This window comes from Pantoea sp. RIT413 (genome assembly GCF_003057675.2).
Lineage (GTDB): Bacteria > Pseudomonadota > Gammaproteobacteria > Enterobacterales > Enterobacteriaceae > Pantoea > Pantoea eucrina.
In genome coordinates this window covers 133,960-149,300 of the sequence record NZ_QBJB02000003.1, presented here as the reverse complement: position 1 = coordinate 149,300, position 15,341 = coordinate 133,960, and the positions used below count along the sequence as shown (strand labels likewise).

Genomic DNA, 15,341 nt, shown 5'->3' with positions numbered 1-15,341 from the left:
CACCGTGGCAAAATTTTAGCGCGACATCATACTCCAGCGTCAGACGTGACGCCAATCTTAAACATAGCGCAGTAAGCTTTTGCTTTCAGAGCGTAAAAAAGCGCCGCACGGCACGTAACACGGCATCAGGCTTCTCTGCATGCACCCAGTGCCCGGCACCGGCAATGACCTGCGCCCGCGCCTCAGGAAACTGGGCCAGCAGCGCGGCCCGATAGTGATTATCCAGATAAGGAGAGTCGCCGCCGCGAATAAACAGCGCCGGATGAGCCGAGGCGGGAATAGGTTCCCAGCCCGATATCGTCGCGTAGTTATCCCATAATACCGGCACGTTGAACCGCCATTCTCCTTCAGCAAAGGACTTCAGGATAAACTGAATGATCCCCTCTTCAGGGATAAACTGTCGCATCACCGCTGCGGCTTCACTGCGGCGCGTCACGCCGGCTGCGGATACCGCGCGAATCGCCGCAAAGATCTCATCGTGCCGGCGCGTCTGATAGTCAACGGGAGCGATATCAATCAGCACCAGCTTGCCAACGCGTTCAGGCGCCAGCGCACTCAGTGCCATAGCGATTTTGCCCCCCATCGAGTGGCCAATCACATCAACCTGCGTGATCTGCTGCGCATCCAGTGTATCAACCATATCCTGCGCCATTGCAGCATAGCTCATGCTGTTGCTGCGCGCCGATAAACCGTGGTTGCGCACATCCACCTGCAGCGTAGTACGCGCATCGGCTACGCCACGCGCCAGCCCGCCAAGGTTATCCAGGCTGCCGAACAGGCCATGGATAAGCAAAACCGGTGCGCTGTGAGAATCAGATTGTGCAGTTTGCAGACGGGCATTCAAAATCATGGCTAAAGTTCTTACAGTTGAGAGCGTGGGTTAGGGTATCATGATTCTACCTGTCCGGGTGGCGGTCGCCAGGTATTAGGGCATATTCTGACTTTTGCCCGTAAACGTTGCCAGCGCTATCAGCTATTGCGGATTTAACTTTATAATCAATATGTCAGATCCCAGGCTCTCTGCGTGCCCGCTACCGGTAAGGGCGTTGCAGAATGCGGGATTCTGCTAGTTGCCAGACTCGTACGGAATAAGATGAAAACGATTGAAGTTGACGAAGAACTCTACCGTTATATTGCCAGCCACACGCAGCACATCGGTGAAAGCGCCTCAGACATACTGCGTCGCATGCTGAAATTTACCGCCAGCTCGCGCGCTGCAGCAGCGCCAGCAGTAACGGCCCCGGTAAAAGAGGCGACAGCAGCAGCAGAGCCTGAAGCGCGTCCGCAGGACCGCGTGCGTGCCATGCGCGAGCTGATGCTGTCAGATGAGTATGCCGAGCAGAAAAAAGCGGTTAACCGCTTTATGCTGATTTTGTCAACGCTCTATCGTCTCGATCCTGATGCATTTGCCGATGCTACCGCATCGCTGCAGGGACGTACGCGCGTCTATTTTGCCGGTGATGAGCATACGCTGCTGCAAAATGGCACGCATACCAAACCTAAGCATGTGCCAGGTACACCTTACTGGGTCATCACAAACACCAATACAGGCCGTAAATGCAGCATGGTGGAGCACATCATGCTGGCTATGCAGTTCCCTCCGGAGCTGACAGAGAAAGTTTGCGGCACCATTTAAACTGAAGCGTCAGGGAGAAGCGCCAATGGCCAATCACCCCCGTGCCGGGCAGCCTGCCCAGCAGAGCGATTTGATTAACGTTGCACAATTAACCTCGCAGTATTACGTCCTGAAGCCGGATGCGGCTAACCCGGACCATGCGGTGAAATTTGGCACATCTGGCCACCGCGGCAGCGCGGGACGTCACAGCTTCAATGAAGAGCACATTCTGGCTATCGCACAGGCGATCGCCGAAGAGCGCAAAAAGAACGGTATCACGGGTCCATGCTACGTGGGCAAAGATACGCACGCGCTCTCTGAGCCCGCTATTCTGTCAGTACTGGAAGTGCTGGCGGCGAACGGTGTAGATGTCATCGTGCAGCAGGATAACGGCTACACGCCAACGCCCGCTATCTCCAATGCTATTCTGGAGCATAACAAACGCGGCGGCGCGCAGGCTGACGGCATTGTGATCACCCCTTCACACAATCCACCGGAAGATGGCGGCATTAAATACAATCCGCCAAACGGTGGGCCGGCTGATACCAACGTCACAAAAGTGGTGGAAGATCGCGCTAACCAGCTGATCAAAGGCGGTCTGCAGGATGTGAAACGTCTGCCGCTGGATCAGGCGTGGCAGAGCGGCCACATTGTTGAGCAGGATCTGATTCAGCCTTATGTTGAAGGACTGGCGCAGGTTATCGACTTCCCGGCGATTCAGAAAGCGGGACTGAAAATTGGCGTCGATCCGCTTGGCGGCTCAGGTATGGCTTACTGGCAGCGTATCGCTGAGCATTACAACCTCGATCTGACCATCGTTAATGACGCTATCGACCAGACCTTCCGCTTCATGCATCTGGATAAAGATGGCGTGGTGCGCATGGACTGTTCATCAGAGTGCGCGATGGCGGGTCTGCTGGCGTATAAAGACAAGTTTGATCTGGCCTTCGGCAACGATCCCGATTATGACCGTCACGGTATTGTCACGCCAGCTGGCCTGATGAATCCAAACCACTACCTGGCCGTCGCTATCAACTATCTTTTCCAGCATCGTCCGCAGTGGGGTAGTGATGTTGCCGTGGGCAAAACGCTGGTCTCCAGTGCGATGATCGACCGCGTGGTTAATGATATCGGGCGCAAGCTGGTAGAAGTACCGGTGGGCTTTAAGTGGTTCGTTGATGGCCTGTTCGACGGCAGCTTTGGCTTTGGCGGCGAAGAGAGCGCGGGGGCTTCCTTCCTGCGTTTTGATGGTTCAGCCTGGTCAACGGATAAAGATGGCATTATTCTCTGCCTGCTGGCCGCTGAAATCACGGCGGTGACCGGTAAAAATCCGCAGCAGCACTATGATGAGCTGGCGGAGCGCTTTGGTGCGCCAAGCTACAATCGTCTGCAGGCGTCTGCGACCTCGGCACAGAAAGCCGCGCTGTCAAAGCTGTCACCAGAGATGGTCAGCGCTGATACGCTGGCGGGCGATCCGATTACCGCACGCCTGACGGCGGCTCCGGGTAACGGCGCATCTATTGGCGGACTGAAAGTCATGACGGAGAACGGCTGGTTTGCCGCGCGCCCGTCCGGCACTGAAGATGCTTACAAGATTTACTGCGAAAGCTTCCTTGGCGCTGAGCATCGCGAGCTGATTGAGAAAGAAGCGGTGGAAATTGTCAGCGAAGTTCTGAAGAACGCCTGAGGGTGATACCGTGAAAAGGGCCGCTGCTGCGGCCTTTTTTTATGGCATAAAACGGTAGCCGATACCGGTTTCCGTCAGCAGGTGAGCAGGCTGCGTCGGGTTTTCTTCGAGCTTCTGACGCAGGTGGCCCATATAGATGCGCAGATAGTGGCTGTGTTCCACCGCATTGGGGCCCCAGACCTGATTCAGCAGCTGGCGCTGCGTCAGCACCTTGCCGGCGTTATTCAGCAGCAGACTGAGCAGGCGAAACTCGGTTGGCGTCAGATGCACTTCCTGACCGCTGCGGGTGATACGGCGTGCAGCAAGGTCAACGCAGACTTCACCAAACAGCACGCGCGCATCGGGCTGACTGCCCTGATGACGACGTAAAGCCACCCGCACCCTGGCCAGCAGTTCGCCAATGCCAAACGGTTTTGTCAGATAATCATCCGCACCCGCGTCCAGCGCTGCGATCTTATCCTGCTCGTCACTGCGGGCTGAAAGCACAATAACCGGCATAGTGCTCCACTGGCGTACTTCACGAATAAACGCGATGCCATCACCGTCAGGCAGGCCGAGATCGAGGATCGCCAGATCGGGCTTGCGCGTTGCCGCTTCAATCAGACCACGCTGCAGCTGTTCAGCTTCGACAATTTTTACGCCTTCGCTCTCTAACGCCAGGCGTACAAAACGGCGGATCTCTTTTTCATCTTCCACAATCAAAATGGTTGTCACGTGGGCTCCTGCGACACGGTTTTCTCTACTTTAGCAATAAACCGCAGCGGCGTCCGCGCAGCGATTTACCCCAATAAAATAACCCGTTATTCACACTGTTGTAACGCCATTCTGTGAAGCGGAAAATGGTCAAAAAAAGTTCAGAATAAGTGGTCTGATGAGTAGCAAAAGTGAGCAGCCAGGAGTAATATTTGCGGCAGATCACACTTTACAACAGATTGCTCAGGAGGAACGCAATGGATAAACGCTATTCACTGCCAAAAATCGTTATACGGCGCACGCTGGTGCTGATTGCAGGCGTTGCGGCGCTTCCTTTTATGCTATTCCGCCGCGATCGTGCGCGTTTTTATAGCTACCTGCACCGCATCTGGTGCAAAACCAGTACCAAGCCGGTATGGCTGGCGCAGTCCGAAATCGCTGGCGGTATTTACTGGTAACAGAGTTTTTCTGACTGAGGCGGACGCTTTTACCCGAAGCGGCCGCTTTTTTTGACAAAATTTTCCTTATAGCGCCTGCTACATCCTGCCATTCATCGTCATTTGCGCTACACTTAAACCTCTACAAGATTCTGGAGGTTGTACAAGTATGAGCGAGAAAATTCCTGTCGGCATCAGTGCCTGCCTGCTCGGGGATAGCGTCCGATTTGATGGCGGCCACAAGCGTTTTGCCTTTGCAACGGACGAACTCGCGCAATTTGTGCGCTACGAGCCCGTCTGTCCTGAGATGGCTATCGGCCTGCCCACACCGCGTCCGGCATTGAGGCTGGTGAAGCAGGGCGACGATCAGATCCATATCTGTTTCAGCAAAGATGACAATCAGGAAGTCACCAGCGAAATGCGCAGCTGGTCAGCGGAGCGCGTCAAATCGCTGCACCATCTTTGCGGCTATATTCTCTGCGCCAAATCACCCAGCTGCGGTCTGGAGCGGGTGCGCGTTTACGATCCTGCCACAAACAATAATCGCAAATCGGGCATCGGCATCTTTACCTCTTTTTTACAGCAGGAGATGCCCTGGCTGCCGCTGGAAGAGGATGGCCGCCTGCACGATCCGGTTCTGCGCGAAAACTTCACCGGGCGCGTATTTGCGCTGCATGAGTTCAACGAAATGTGGCGCAGCGGACTGACGCGGCACAAACTGATCGCCTTTCACAGCCGGTACAAACTGCTGCTGTTGTCGCATGCGCAGGATGCCTATCGCGAACTGGGACGCTTTGTGGCCGCTATGGATAAATGGGCGTCGCTGGAAGAGTATGCGTTTGAGTACCGTAACCGGCTGATGCAGCTAATGTCGCATCGCGCATCGCGCCGCAATCATACTAATGTGCTGATGCATGTACAGGGCTATTTCCGGCCAAAACTCAGCTCTCCTCAGCGTCAGGAACTGGCGCAGCTGATTGATCGCTATCGCTGTGGCGTTCAGCCGCTGCTGGCCCCTATTACTATGCTGAAACACTACATGGCTGAGTATCCGCATCCCTGGCTGGCGCAGCAGCGCTATTTCGATCCCTACCCGGAAGCACTGCGCCTGCGTTACGGACAATAAGGACAAGGCCCCATGACCACACACCTGCTCTGGCTGCGCAACGATTTGCGTATTAACGATAACAGCGCGCTGGCGGCAGCGTGTCATGATAAAAAGGCTGACGTCATGGCGCTGTTTGTCGCCACGCCGAAACAGTGGCGGCAGCACAGCATGTCAGCAAAACAGGCGACCTTTATTCATCAGAACCTGTGTGAGCTGCAGCAGGCGCTGGCGGAACGCGGCATTCCGCTGCATTTTCATCAGTGCGATGATTTTGCTGCTTCGGTTAATTACCTGAGCGACTTCTGCAAAACGCATCGGGTGGATGCGCTGTTTTACAACTATCAGTATGAAATTAACGAGCGCGAGCGCGACGCTGCCGTCGAAAAAAAGCTGGATGAGCAGGGTATTACCTGTCAGGGATTTGATGACAGCCTGCTGCTGCCGCCGGGCAGCGTGCAGACCGGCAATAATACGACGTTCAAAGTCTTCACGCCGTTCAGCAAAGCGTTTGTAAAACGGCTGCAGCAGGGGATGCCAGAGTGCCATAGCGCTCCTGCCGCGCGCGGTGATGCGCCGCTGAACAGCCTGAAAAAGATCCCCGCATTTGATTATCCGACTGAAAAACCCGATGAAAAGCTGTTTCCGGCCGGCGAACAGGCGGCGTTAAAACGCCTGCGCGCGTTTGCCAGACAGCCGGTGCTGGATTATCCGTCAGAGCGCGATACACCTGCCAGCGACGGGACCAGCCAGCTGTCAGCCTATCTCTCAACCGGCGTACTCTCACCCCGGCAGTGTCTGCATCGGATTGTGAAAGAGCATGCTGATGCGCTGAAAGGAGGAAAAGCCTTTACCTGGATCAGTGAGCTGATCTGGCGGGAATTCTATCGCCATCTGATCGTGGCCTATCCGGCGCTCTGTAAACATCAGCCGTTTATCGACTGGACTCATCACGTCAGCTGGCAGAAAGAGAGCGCCCATTTTGACGCCTGGAAAGCGGGCAAAACCGGCTATCCCATCGTTGATGCAGGTATGCGCCAGATGAACAGCATTGGCTGGATGCACAACCGGCTGCGCATGATCACCGCCAGCTTTCTGGTAAAAGATCTGCTTATCGACTGGCGGCAGGGCGAGCGCTACTTTATGGAACAGCTGATTGACGGTGATTTCGCTGCTAACAACGGCGGCTGGCAGTGGGCAGCCTCTACCGGCACCGATCCCGTTCCCTATTTCCGTATCTTCAACCCGACAACCCAGGGTGAACGGTTCGATAAGCAGGGCGCATTTATCCGGCAGTGGCTGCCGGAGCTGAAAGATGTGCCCGACAGCGATATTCATCAGCCGCACGTCTGGGCGAAGAAAAATAACAAGAAACTCGATTATCCCCTGCCAATCGTGGAACATAAGGCGGCACGCAAAAAGACATTAGACGCCTTTGAACGCGCACGCGGCGCGGCCTGAGGCGATGACGGAGCCTTTATGAATAACATTGAGCTGGAAAAAATCGTTAACCAGCAGCTAAACAGCAGCGCGTTTAGCGACTATGCACCTAACGGACTGCAGGTTGAGGGACGCAGTGAAGTCAGAAGAGTGGTTACCGGCGTTACGGCCTGCCAGGCGCTGCTGGATGAAGCGGTAAAGCGGAATGCCGATGCCGTTCTGGTACACCACGGCTATTTCTGGAAAAACGAAGCCCCGGCAATAAAAGGCATGAAACGACAGCGTCTGCGCACGCTGCTGGCTAACGATATTAATCTCTATGGCTGGCATCTGCCGCTGGATGCGCATCCGCAGCTGGGGAATAACGCGCAGCTGGCGCGCCTGTTTGATATCGACGTCAGGGGTGAAATCGAGCCGCTGCTGCCCTGGGGTGAGCTGCGCACGCCGCTCAGCGGCAGCGACCTGGCAGAAAAAATCGCGCAGCGCCTGGGACGCACGCCGCTGCACTGCGGTGATAACGCACCCGCGCTGATCAAACGCGTGGCCTGGTGCAGCGGCGGTGGTCAGGGCTTTATCGACAACGCGGCCGCGGCCGGCGTTGACGCCTTTATTACGGGCGAAGTCTCTGAGCAGACCATTCACAGCGCGCGCGAACAGGGGCTGCACTTTTTCGCCGCGGGCCATCACGCGACCGAGCGCGACGGTATCAAAGCGCTGGGTGAGTGGCTGGCGCAGCATTACCACCTCGATGTTACCTTTATCGATATCGACAATCCTGCCTGATTTTTCTCTCTCTGCGTCCGCTCGCCGGGCGCAAACTGGTTGACACATCTCCGCCACTTTTGCATAACCTATTGAACCTGAGCAGCTATGTGAAAGGTTTATCGTGCCGCAGCACGTCTGCCGGCGCGCGTTATTCACGATCGGGAGGTGGGTTTTGCAACAGGCACGTTGTTATTTACTGGGAGAGCGGGCGGTTGTACTGGAACTGGCGCCGCCGGTTTCGCTCGCCAGTCAGCAGCGCATCTGGGGATTATGTGAACGACTGCAGCAGGATGAGCAGGTGCAGGAGGTGATCCCCGGTATGAACAACCTCACGCTGATACTGCGCGAGTCACAAATTGATGCGCAGGACGCCATTGAGCGTCTGCAGCGCTGGTGGGAAGAGGGTGAAGAGCAGCTGCAGAATAATCCCCGGCTGATTGAGATCCCGGTGGTGTATGGTGGCAGTGCCGGACCCGATCTGTCAGAAGTGGCAGATCGCGCCGGGCTGACGCCGCCGCAGGTGGTAGAGCTGCACAGCAGCGCAGACTACATTGTCTATTTTCTTGGCTTCCAGCCTGGTTTCCCCTATCTGGGCGGCCTGGATACGCGACTGCATACGCCGCGTCGCGCCGAGCCGCGCGTGGCCGTCCCGGCTGGTTCAGTGGGGATTGGCGGCAGTCAGACCGGTATCTATCCGCTGGCTGCCCCCGGCGGCTGGCAGCTGATTGGCCATACGCCACTCAGCCTGTTTGATCCGCTTAAGCAGCCGCCCACGCTGATGCGCCCCGGCGATCGCGTTCGGTTTGTGCCGCAGAAGGAGGGCATATGCTGAATATTTTACGCGCCGGGTTAATGACCTCGGTACAGGATCGCGGGCGGCACGGCTGGCGTCAGCTGGGCGTCAGCCTGAGCGGTGCGCTGGATGAGCCCTCCATGCGTACCGCAAATATGCTGGTGGGTAACAGCGAGAACAGCGCGGTACTGGAGATTGTGCTGGGTCAGTTCAGGGCGGAGTTTCAGCGCGACGGCTGGTTTGCGCTGACGGGAGCCGCCTGTAACGCTGAGCTGGATGGCAAGCCGGTCTGGACCGGATGGCGCCTGCCGGTGCGGCGTGGTCAGGTTCTTACGCTATCCATGCCAACCAGCGGCATGCGCAGTTATCTGGCGGTAAACGGCGGGTTTGCGGTAGCAGAAATGCTGGGCTCGCACAGCACCGATCTGAAAGCTGCGTTTGGCGGCTGGCAGGGCCGCAGGCTGCAGGATGGCGATCGTCTGCCGCTGGGCGAGCCAACCCGCCGCTTCAGCCAGCCGGCGGGCGTGCGCCAGCTGCTGTGGGGGAACCGCATTCGTGCGCTGCCGGGTCCGGAATATAGCGAATTTACCCAGGAGGCGCAGGAGGCATTCTGGCGTAACCCGTGGAAACTGAGCCCGCAGAGTAACCGTATGGGATATCGCCTGCAGGGCGACAGCCTGCAGCGGACCGCCACGCGCGATCTGCTCTCACATGGTCTGGTGCCTGGCGTGGTGCAGGTGCCGCCAAACGGTCAGCCTATTGTGCTGATGGCGGATGCACAGACCACCGGCGGCTATCCGCGGATCGCCTGCATTATCGAGGCGGATATTTATCAGCTGGCGCAAATCCGGCTCGGCGAACCGATTCACTTTATTCCGTGCACGCTGGAGGAGGCGCTGCTGGCGAAACAGCAGCAGCAGCGCGCGCTGGATCAGATAGCCTGGGGGCTTACGCATGAAAATTGATCTGAATGCCGATCTCGGCGAAGGCAGCAGCAGCGATCGGGAACTGCTGATGCTGGTAAGCTCTGCCAATATCGCCTGCGGTTTTCACGCCGGTGATGCGCAGACCATGCTGCAGTCGGTGCGCTGGGCCAATGCGTCAGGGGTGGCGATTGGCGCTCATCCGGGCTTTCCCGACCGCGAGAACTTCGGTCGCACGGCGATGCAGCTGCCGCCGGAGACAGTCTATGCCCAGATGATCTATCAGATTGGCGCGCTGAAAAGCATGACGGAAAGTGAAGGCGCGCGGCTGTTTCACGTTAAGCCGCACGGCATGCTTTATAACCAGGCCGCCGCCGATCCGCAGCTCGCTGACGCGATTGCCCGGGCAGTACGGGCGGTGGATGCTCAGCTTATTCTGGTTGGCCTGGCGGGCAGCGAGCTGATTGCGGCAGGTGCCCGGTATGGCCTGCGCACCCGCGAAGAGGTGTTTGCCGATCGCGGCTATCTGGCGAGCGGGGCGCTGGTGCCGCGCAGCCAGCCAGGCGCGCTGATTGAGGATGCCGGCCAGGCGCTGGCGCAGACGCTGGCTATGGTAAAGCAGCAGCAGGTGCAAAGCGTGAGCGGTGAGTGGGTCGCCGTCAACGCGGAGACGGTCTGCCTGCACGGTGATGGCGCACACGCGCTGCAGTTTGCCCGTACGCTGCGTGCCGCGTTTGCTGCTGAGCAGATTGCCGTCAGCAGCGCATAACGTCCCTTTTTCGCCCGGCCTGCTACGGCCGGGCTTTTTTGTTTTCAGTGAGGAAAATCATGGAAAACGTTGTCAACCTCTGGCCCCTGCTGGGGATCCTGGCCATCATTATTGGCTTTTTATTACGCTTTAATCCGGTGCTGGTGGTGATCGTCGCGGGCTTTGTTACTGGCCTCGCGGCGCAGATGCCGCTCGGCGACATTCTGGAAAAACTCGGTTCCGGCTTTCTCAATACGCGCAATCTGCCGCTGATCCTGCTGCTGCCGCTGGCGGTAATCGGATTGCTGGAACGCCACGGGCTGAAAGAGCGTGCCCAGAGCTGGATTGCGCAGATCAAAACTGCCACCGCCGGCCGTCTGCTTATCGTTTACCTGTTTGTGCGCGAAGCAACCGCCGCGCTGGGGCTGACCAGCCTGGGCGGCCATCCGCAGATGGTGCGTCCGCTGTTGGCACCGATGGCGGAGGGGGCGACGGAGAACCGCTATGGTGAGGTTTCGCCGGAGATACGTCACCGGCTGCGCGCCATGTCTGCCGCAACGGATAACGTCGGCCTTTTCTTTGGTGAGGATATCTTTGTCGCGTTCGGCGCGATTATCTTTATGCATAACTTTATGCAGGAATCAGCCGGCATTACCACCGAGCCGCTGCATATTGCGCTGTGGGGCATCCCGACCGCGCTGTGCGCCTTTCTTATCCACTCGGCCCGGCTGGTGCGGCTGGATCGCCAGCTGTCGCGTGAGCTGGGTGCGCTGAATCAGCAGGCGCTGCACGCCAGGGAGGAGAAGTAATGTTTCAGCAACAATATCTGATGTGGCTGGCAGGGGCGATTCTGCTGGTGGTGGCGCTGCTCTCCTGGGGAGACCGCGCCAATCCGCGCCGTCTGACCACCGGTCTCTTCTGGGCGCTCTATGGCCTGATTTTTCTGATTGGTGATGGCGCTTATCAGCTGGCAGGGCAGTGGGCCGGCGACGCTGAGCTGGGCCGCCGCTGGCTGCATATTGCCACCGGGGTGGTCGTGGTTGTGATGGCGCTGATCGCCGGCTGTGGTGGGGTACGCCTCGGGCGCTATCATCAGCGTACGGATGAGGAGAAACAGGCCAGCGCCAGACGGCTGGGCAATAAGCTGTTCTTACCCGCCCTGGCGATACCGCTGGTTACGGTGATTGGCGTACTGGCGTTTAATCATATTCCCGGACTGCAGGAGCAGGTGTTTGGCGCGGGCAACCACGCTACGCTGGTGACGCTGTTTTCAATGATGGTGGGCTGTATTCTGGGCTGGCTGATTGCACTGGCGTTTACGCGGGAAAAGCCGCTGCAGTCGATGCAGGAGACACGGCGCCTGCTGGATGCGGTAGGCTGGGCGTTTATTCTGCCGCAGATCCTCGCCACGCTGGGGTTGCTGTTTACCAGCGCCGGCGTCGGCAGCGCGATTTCGCATCTCACTGAACACTATCTGGCGGTGGATAACCGGCTGATTGCGGTGGCGGTCTATGCCGGAGGAATGGCGCTGCTGACGATGGTAATGGGCAACGCCTTTGCCGCGTTCCCGATTGTGACGGCCGGCATCGGCATCCCGATTCTGGTGCTGCAGCATGGCGGAAACCCGGCCGTCATGGCGGCGATCGGCATGTTTTCCGGCTACTGCGGGACGCTGATGACACCGATGGCAGCAAACTTCAACATCGTGCCCGCGCGCCTGCTGGAGCTGCCGGATCGGAATGCGGTGATCAAGGCTCAGGTTCCTACCGGTGTACTACTCTTGTTAGTGAATATTTTCCTGCTCTACTTCCTGATGTTTTTGTGAGGCAGTAATGAAAACGGTGTTGTTAACGGCTTTTGAGCCGTTTGGCGGTGAGCGTCTCAATCCTTCCTGGGAGGCGGTGCGCGACTTTGACGGTAAAATGCTGGCTGGCGTGCGGGTAGTGGTACGCCAGCTGCCGGTGGTGTTTGCAACCTGCGGTGCGGTGCTGACTGACGCGCTGACTACGCTGCAGCCCGATGGCATTCTCTGCGTGGGGCAGGCGGGCGGTCGCTGCGATATTACGCTGGAGCGGGTAGCAATCAATATTCACGATGCGCGTATCCCCGATAACCAGCAGCAGCAGCCGGTGGATGAGCCGGTCGTAGCGGGAGGCCCGGCGGCCTACTTTGCCACGCTGCCCATTAAAGCGATAGTCGCCTCGCTGCGGGAGGCAGGCATTCCCGCCTCGGTTTCGCAAACGGCCGGCACCTTTACCTGCAACAGCGTGATGTACTCTCTGCTGCACTGGCTGCACACCCACGGCAGTCCGGCACGCGGCGGATTTATGCACATTCCCTGGATGCCGCAGCAGGCGGTGAATCATCCTGGCGCGCCGAGCATGTCCGTTAGCAGCGTGACGCAGGCGCTGGAGATCGCCATTCAGGTCATGATGAACACCCATGACGACATCCGTGTTGCGGGTGGCGCAACACACTAATCAGGAGTCTGTATGCCAGAGGGACCGGAGATCCGCCGGGCGGCGGATCAGCTGGAAGCCGCTATCGTGGGCAAGCCCCTTACCGATGTGTGGTTTGCTTTTCCATCGCTGAAAACCTATGAGCCCGCCTTGCTGGGCGAAACGGTTAACGCTATTGAAACGCGCGGTAAAGCGCTGCTGACCCACTTCTCTAATGGCCTGACGCTTTACAGTCACAATCAGCTCTACGGCGTCTGGCGGGTCGTTGCCGCAGGCACGCAGCCCGCGACCACCCGGCAGCTGCGGGTGCGGCTGGAGAGCGCCGATAAAGCCATTCTGCTTTACAGCGCGTCTGATATTGAACTGCTGAATGCGGACACGCTCGGTGCACACCCGTTTCTGCAGCGCGTCGGGCCGGATGTGCTGGATGCCACGCTGACCGTCGCGGAGGTGCGCGAACGCCTGCTTTCGCCGCGGTTCCGGCGCCGGCAGTTCAGCGGCCTGCTGCTGGATCAGGCTTTTCTGGCCGGGCTGGGTAACTATCTGCGGGTGGAGATCCTGTGGCACGCCGGACTGCGCGCGCAGCACCGGGCGCAGGATCTGGATGACGCTCAGCTCGACAGGCTCAGTGACGCGCTGCTGGCGATCCCGCGTCTCTCTTACAAAATGCGTGGCAGCATGAAGAAGTATCATGAAGAGGCGGCGTTTCGCTTTGAAGTCTTTCACCGGCAGGGCAAAAAGTGCCGGCGCTGCGGTACGCTGATTGAGAAAGGCGTGCTCTCATCACGTCCTTTTTACTGGTGTCCGGGGTGCCAGCTGTAGCCAGACGTGGGCAGATTGCGGGCAAAAGAAAAGGGCAGAAGAATCTGCCCTTTTTTATGGCGTGACGGCGCTTATTTTTTCAGCGCTGACTCAAACGGACGCTCGGTATAACCGGTATAGAGCTGACGCGGACGGGCAATTTTCATGCCTTCATCGTGCATCTCTTTCCAGTGTGCAATCCAGCCAACGGTACGCGCCATCGCAAAGATTACGGTAAACATTGAAGAAGGGATGCCCATCGCTTTCAGAATGATGCCGGAGTAGAAATCGACGTTTGGATAGAGTTTACGCTCGATAAAGTAGGGGTCGTTCAGCGCAATGTGTTCCAGCTCCATCGCCACTTCCAGCAGGTCATCTTTCATACCCAGCTCATTGAGCACTTCATGGCAGGTCTCACGCATCACGGTGGCGCGCGGATCGTAGTTCTTGTAAACGCGGTGACCAAAGCCCATCAGGCGGAACGAGTCATTCTTATCTTTAGCACGGCGCACAAACTCCGGAATGTGCTCTACGGTGCTGATCTCTTCCAGCATACGCAGGGTAGCTTCGTTGGCGCCGCCATGTGCCGGCCCCCAAAGTGAAGCGATACCGGCCGCGATACAGGCAAACGGGTTAGCCCCGGATGACCCTGCGGTACGTACGGTAGAGGTGGAGGCGTTCTGTTCGTGATCGGCGTGCAGGATCAGAATACGATCCATCGCGCGCTCAAGCACCGGATTCACTTTGTACTCTTCACACGGTGTGGCAAACATCATATGCAGGAAGTTGCCGGCATAGGAGAGGTCGTTACGCGGATAAACAAAAGGCTGACCGATAGAATATTTGTAACACATGGCTGCCATGGTAGGCATTTTCGACAGCAGGCGGAACGCAGCGATTTCGCGATGGCGCTCAATGTTTACATCCAGCGAGTCGTGATAGAACGCGGCCAGCGCACCGGTTACGCCGCACATAACGGCCATCGGGTGTGAGTCACGACGGAAACCGTGGAACAGACGGGTGATCTGCTCGTGAATCATGGTGTGACGGGTAACGGTCGTGCAGAACTCTTTGAACTGCTCCTGAGTAGGCGCTTCGCCGTACAGCAGGATATAACAGACTTCCAGATAATTTGAGTGGGTCGCCAGCTGGTCAATCGGGAAACCGCGATGCAGCAGAATGCCTTCATCACCATCAATAAACGTTATTTTGGATTCACACGACGCGGTAGAGGTAAAGCCGGGGTCAAATGTAAACAGGCCTTGTGAGCCAAGGGCGCGGACGTCAACAACATCCTGTCCCAGCGTGCCTTGCATCACATCCAGTTCAAGCGTGTTGTTGTCTTGTAGGGTCAGCGTCACTTTTTTATCTGTCATTTTTCGTCTCCATAGCGCCTGGGTAAGTAAGGATCTTTAGACACCAGAATAGTTCGCATGTTGCGTAACACCACTCGCTTCAGATTATCACCTGGCAATAACCTGCACGTAATGAGGTTACGCAGTACTAAGGCATCCGGGGCAAGGATATTCGGACATGACATGGCGCTCATCGCAGATGTTAAAGATCCTGTCACGACATAACTTCTTGGTAACCAATAACCTGACGGTTTATGTTGCTCGTTAGGGCAATGTTACATAACTTGAGCTTAGGGGAAAGTGTATCCCCATAACTTTTGTGCATCATAGGGCTTTAGTGCGATTGTTTGTAACTGAAATGTTGATCTATTGTCAAATCAGATAATTAAAAATGTATATTTTGTGAAAATCGTGACCCTGATCACTGTTCAGCTTAAATGTGACCAAACAGATTGTAGGGGAATTGTAATCAGAATGTGATCGTCCTATACTGCCGCCAGGTCTCCGGAATACCCTGACA

Annotated in this window: 16 protein-coding genes; 13 read left to right on the top strand and 3 right to left on the bottom strand. The window is 57.2% G+C overall.

All coding sequences use genetic code 11. The annotated features are described in order from the left end of the window. Positions 1-85: 85 nt before the first annotated feature. Complete coding sequence (gene ybfF, locus DBY66_RS06180; RefSeq protein WP_039383185.1) at positions 86-850, bottom strand: esterase; 765 nt, start codon at positions 848-850, stop codon at positions 86-88. Between the two features lie 243 nt (positions 851-1,093). On the opposite strand from ybfF, the gene seqA reads away from it, so the two are divergent. Both seqA and pgm read left to right on the top strand, forming a co-directional pair. Beyond that, entirely contained in the window at positions 1,094-1,636 is a 543-nt protein-coding gene (gene seqA, locus DBY66_RS06175; protein WP_039383187.1) for a replication initiation negative regulator SeqA, read from the top strand. A 25-nt stretch (positions 1,637-1,661) separates the two neighbouring features. Beyond that, positions 1,662-3,302: a phosphoglucomutase (alpha-D-glucose-1,6-bisphosphate-dependent) gene (gene pgm, locus DBY66_RS06170; RefSeq protein ID WP_039383189.1), complete on the top strand. Its 1,641-nt coding sequence runs from the start codon at positions 1,662-1,664 to the stop codon at positions 3,300-3,302. 39 nt (positions 3,303-3,341) lie between these two features. Here the strand turns inward: pgm and kdpE are convergent, their stop codons facing one another. Next, positions 3,342-4,016 (bottom strand): two-component system response regulator KdpE, encoded by a 675-nt coding sequence (kdpE, locus tag DBY66_RS06165; RefSeq protein WP_039383191.1) that lies wholly within the window; start codon positions 4,014-4,016, stop codon positions 3,342-3,344. A 236-nt stretch (positions 4,017-4,252) separates the two neighbouring features. Here kdpE and DBY66_RS06160 point away from each other — a divergent pair, with 236 nt between their 5' ends. The 11 genes from DBY66_RS06160 (at position 4,253) to nei (ending at position 13,487) form a co-directional block, all read left to right on the top strand. Then, complete coding sequence (locus tag DBY66_RS06160) at positions 4,253-4,453, top strand: YbfA family protein (RefSeq protein WP_071668988.1); 201 nt, start codon at positions 4,253-4,255, stop codon at positions 4,451-4,453. A 148-nt stretch (positions 4,454-4,601) separates the two neighbouring features. Further along, positions 4,602-5,558 carry a 2-thiouracil desulfurase family protein gene (locus DBY66_RS06155; protein WP_039383196.1) on the top strand — a complete coding sequence of 319 codons (957 nt, stop codon included), beginning with the start codon at positions 4,602-4,604 and terminating at the stop codon, positions 5,556-5,558. Between the two features lie 12 nt (positions 5,559-5,570). After that, a complete protein-coding gene (gene phrB / locus DBY66_RS06150; protein ID WP_108569691.1) occupies positions 5,571-6,998 on the top strand; it encodes a deoxyribodipyrimidine photo-lyase in 1,428 nt (475 codons plus the stop codon). 18 nt (positions 6,999-7,016) lie between these two features. Beyond that, entirely contained in the window at positions 7,017-7,760 is a 744-nt protein-coding gene (locus DBY66_RS06145; protein WP_039383201.1) for a type 2 GTP cyclohydrolase I, read from the top strand. 154 nt (positions 7,761-7,914) lie between these two features. Then, positions 7,915-8,574 carry a 5-oxoprolinase subunit PxpB gene (gene pxpB, locus DBY66_RS06140; protein WP_039383204.1) on the top strand — a complete coding sequence of 220 codons (660 nt, stop codon included), beginning with the start codon at positions 7,915-7,917 and terminating at the stop codon, positions 8,572-8,574. Then, positions 8,568-9,500: a 5-oxoprolinase subunit PxpC gene (pxpC, locus tag DBY66_RS06135; protein WP_039383205.1), complete on the top strand. Its 933-nt coding sequence runs from the start codon at positions 8,568-8,570 to the stop codon at positions 9,498-9,500. The genes pxpB and pxpC overlap by 7 nt, the downstream gene beginning before the upstream one ends. Then, complete coding sequence (gene pxpA, locus DBY66_RS06130; RefSeq protein WP_039383208.1) at positions 9,490-10,227, top strand: 5-oxoprolinase subunit PxpA; 738 nt, start codon at positions 9,490-9,492, stop codon at positions 10,225-10,227. Before pxpC ends, pxpA begins: the two co-directional genes overlap by 11 nt. A 59-nt stretch (positions 10,228-10,286) precedes the next feature. Continuing rightward, positions 10,287-11,015, top strand: coding sequence for a DUF969 domain-containing protein (locus tag DBY66_RS06125; RefSeq protein WP_039383210.1), 729 nt, complete (start codon positions 10,287-10,289; stop codon positions 11,013-11,015). Continuing rightward, positions 11,015-12,031 carry a DUF979 domain-containing protein gene (locus tag DBY66_RS06120; protein ID WP_108569692.1) on the top strand — a complete coding sequence of 339 codons (1,017 nt, stop codon included), beginning with the start codon at positions 11,015-11,017 and terminating at the stop codon, positions 12,029-12,031. The genes DBY66_RS06125 and DBY66_RS06120 overlap by 1 nt, the downstream gene beginning before the upstream one ends. A 7-nt stretch (positions 12,032-12,038) precedes the next feature. Continuing rightward, a complete protein-coding gene (pcp, locus tag DBY66_RS06115; RefSeq protein ID WP_039383214.1) occupies positions 12,039-12,686 on the top strand; it encodes a pyroglutamyl-peptidase I in 648 nt (215 codons plus the stop codon). 12 nt (positions 12,687-12,698) lie between these two features. Beyond that, positions 12,699-13,487: an endonuclease VIII gene (gene nei / locus DBY66_RS06110; RefSeq protein WP_094111658.1), complete on the top strand. Its 789-nt coding sequence runs from the start codon at positions 12,699-12,701 to the stop codon at positions 13,485-13,487. A gap of 71 nt (positions 13,488-13,558) precedes the next feature. Here the strand turns inward: nei and DBY66_RS06105 are convergent, their stop codons facing one another. Further along, complete coding sequence (locus DBY66_RS06105) at positions 13,559-14,842, bottom strand: citrate synthase (RefSeq protein WP_039383219.1); 1,284 nt, start codon at positions 14,840-14,842, stop codon at positions 13,559-13,561. Between the last annotated feature and the right edge of the window lie 499 nt (positions 14,843-15,341).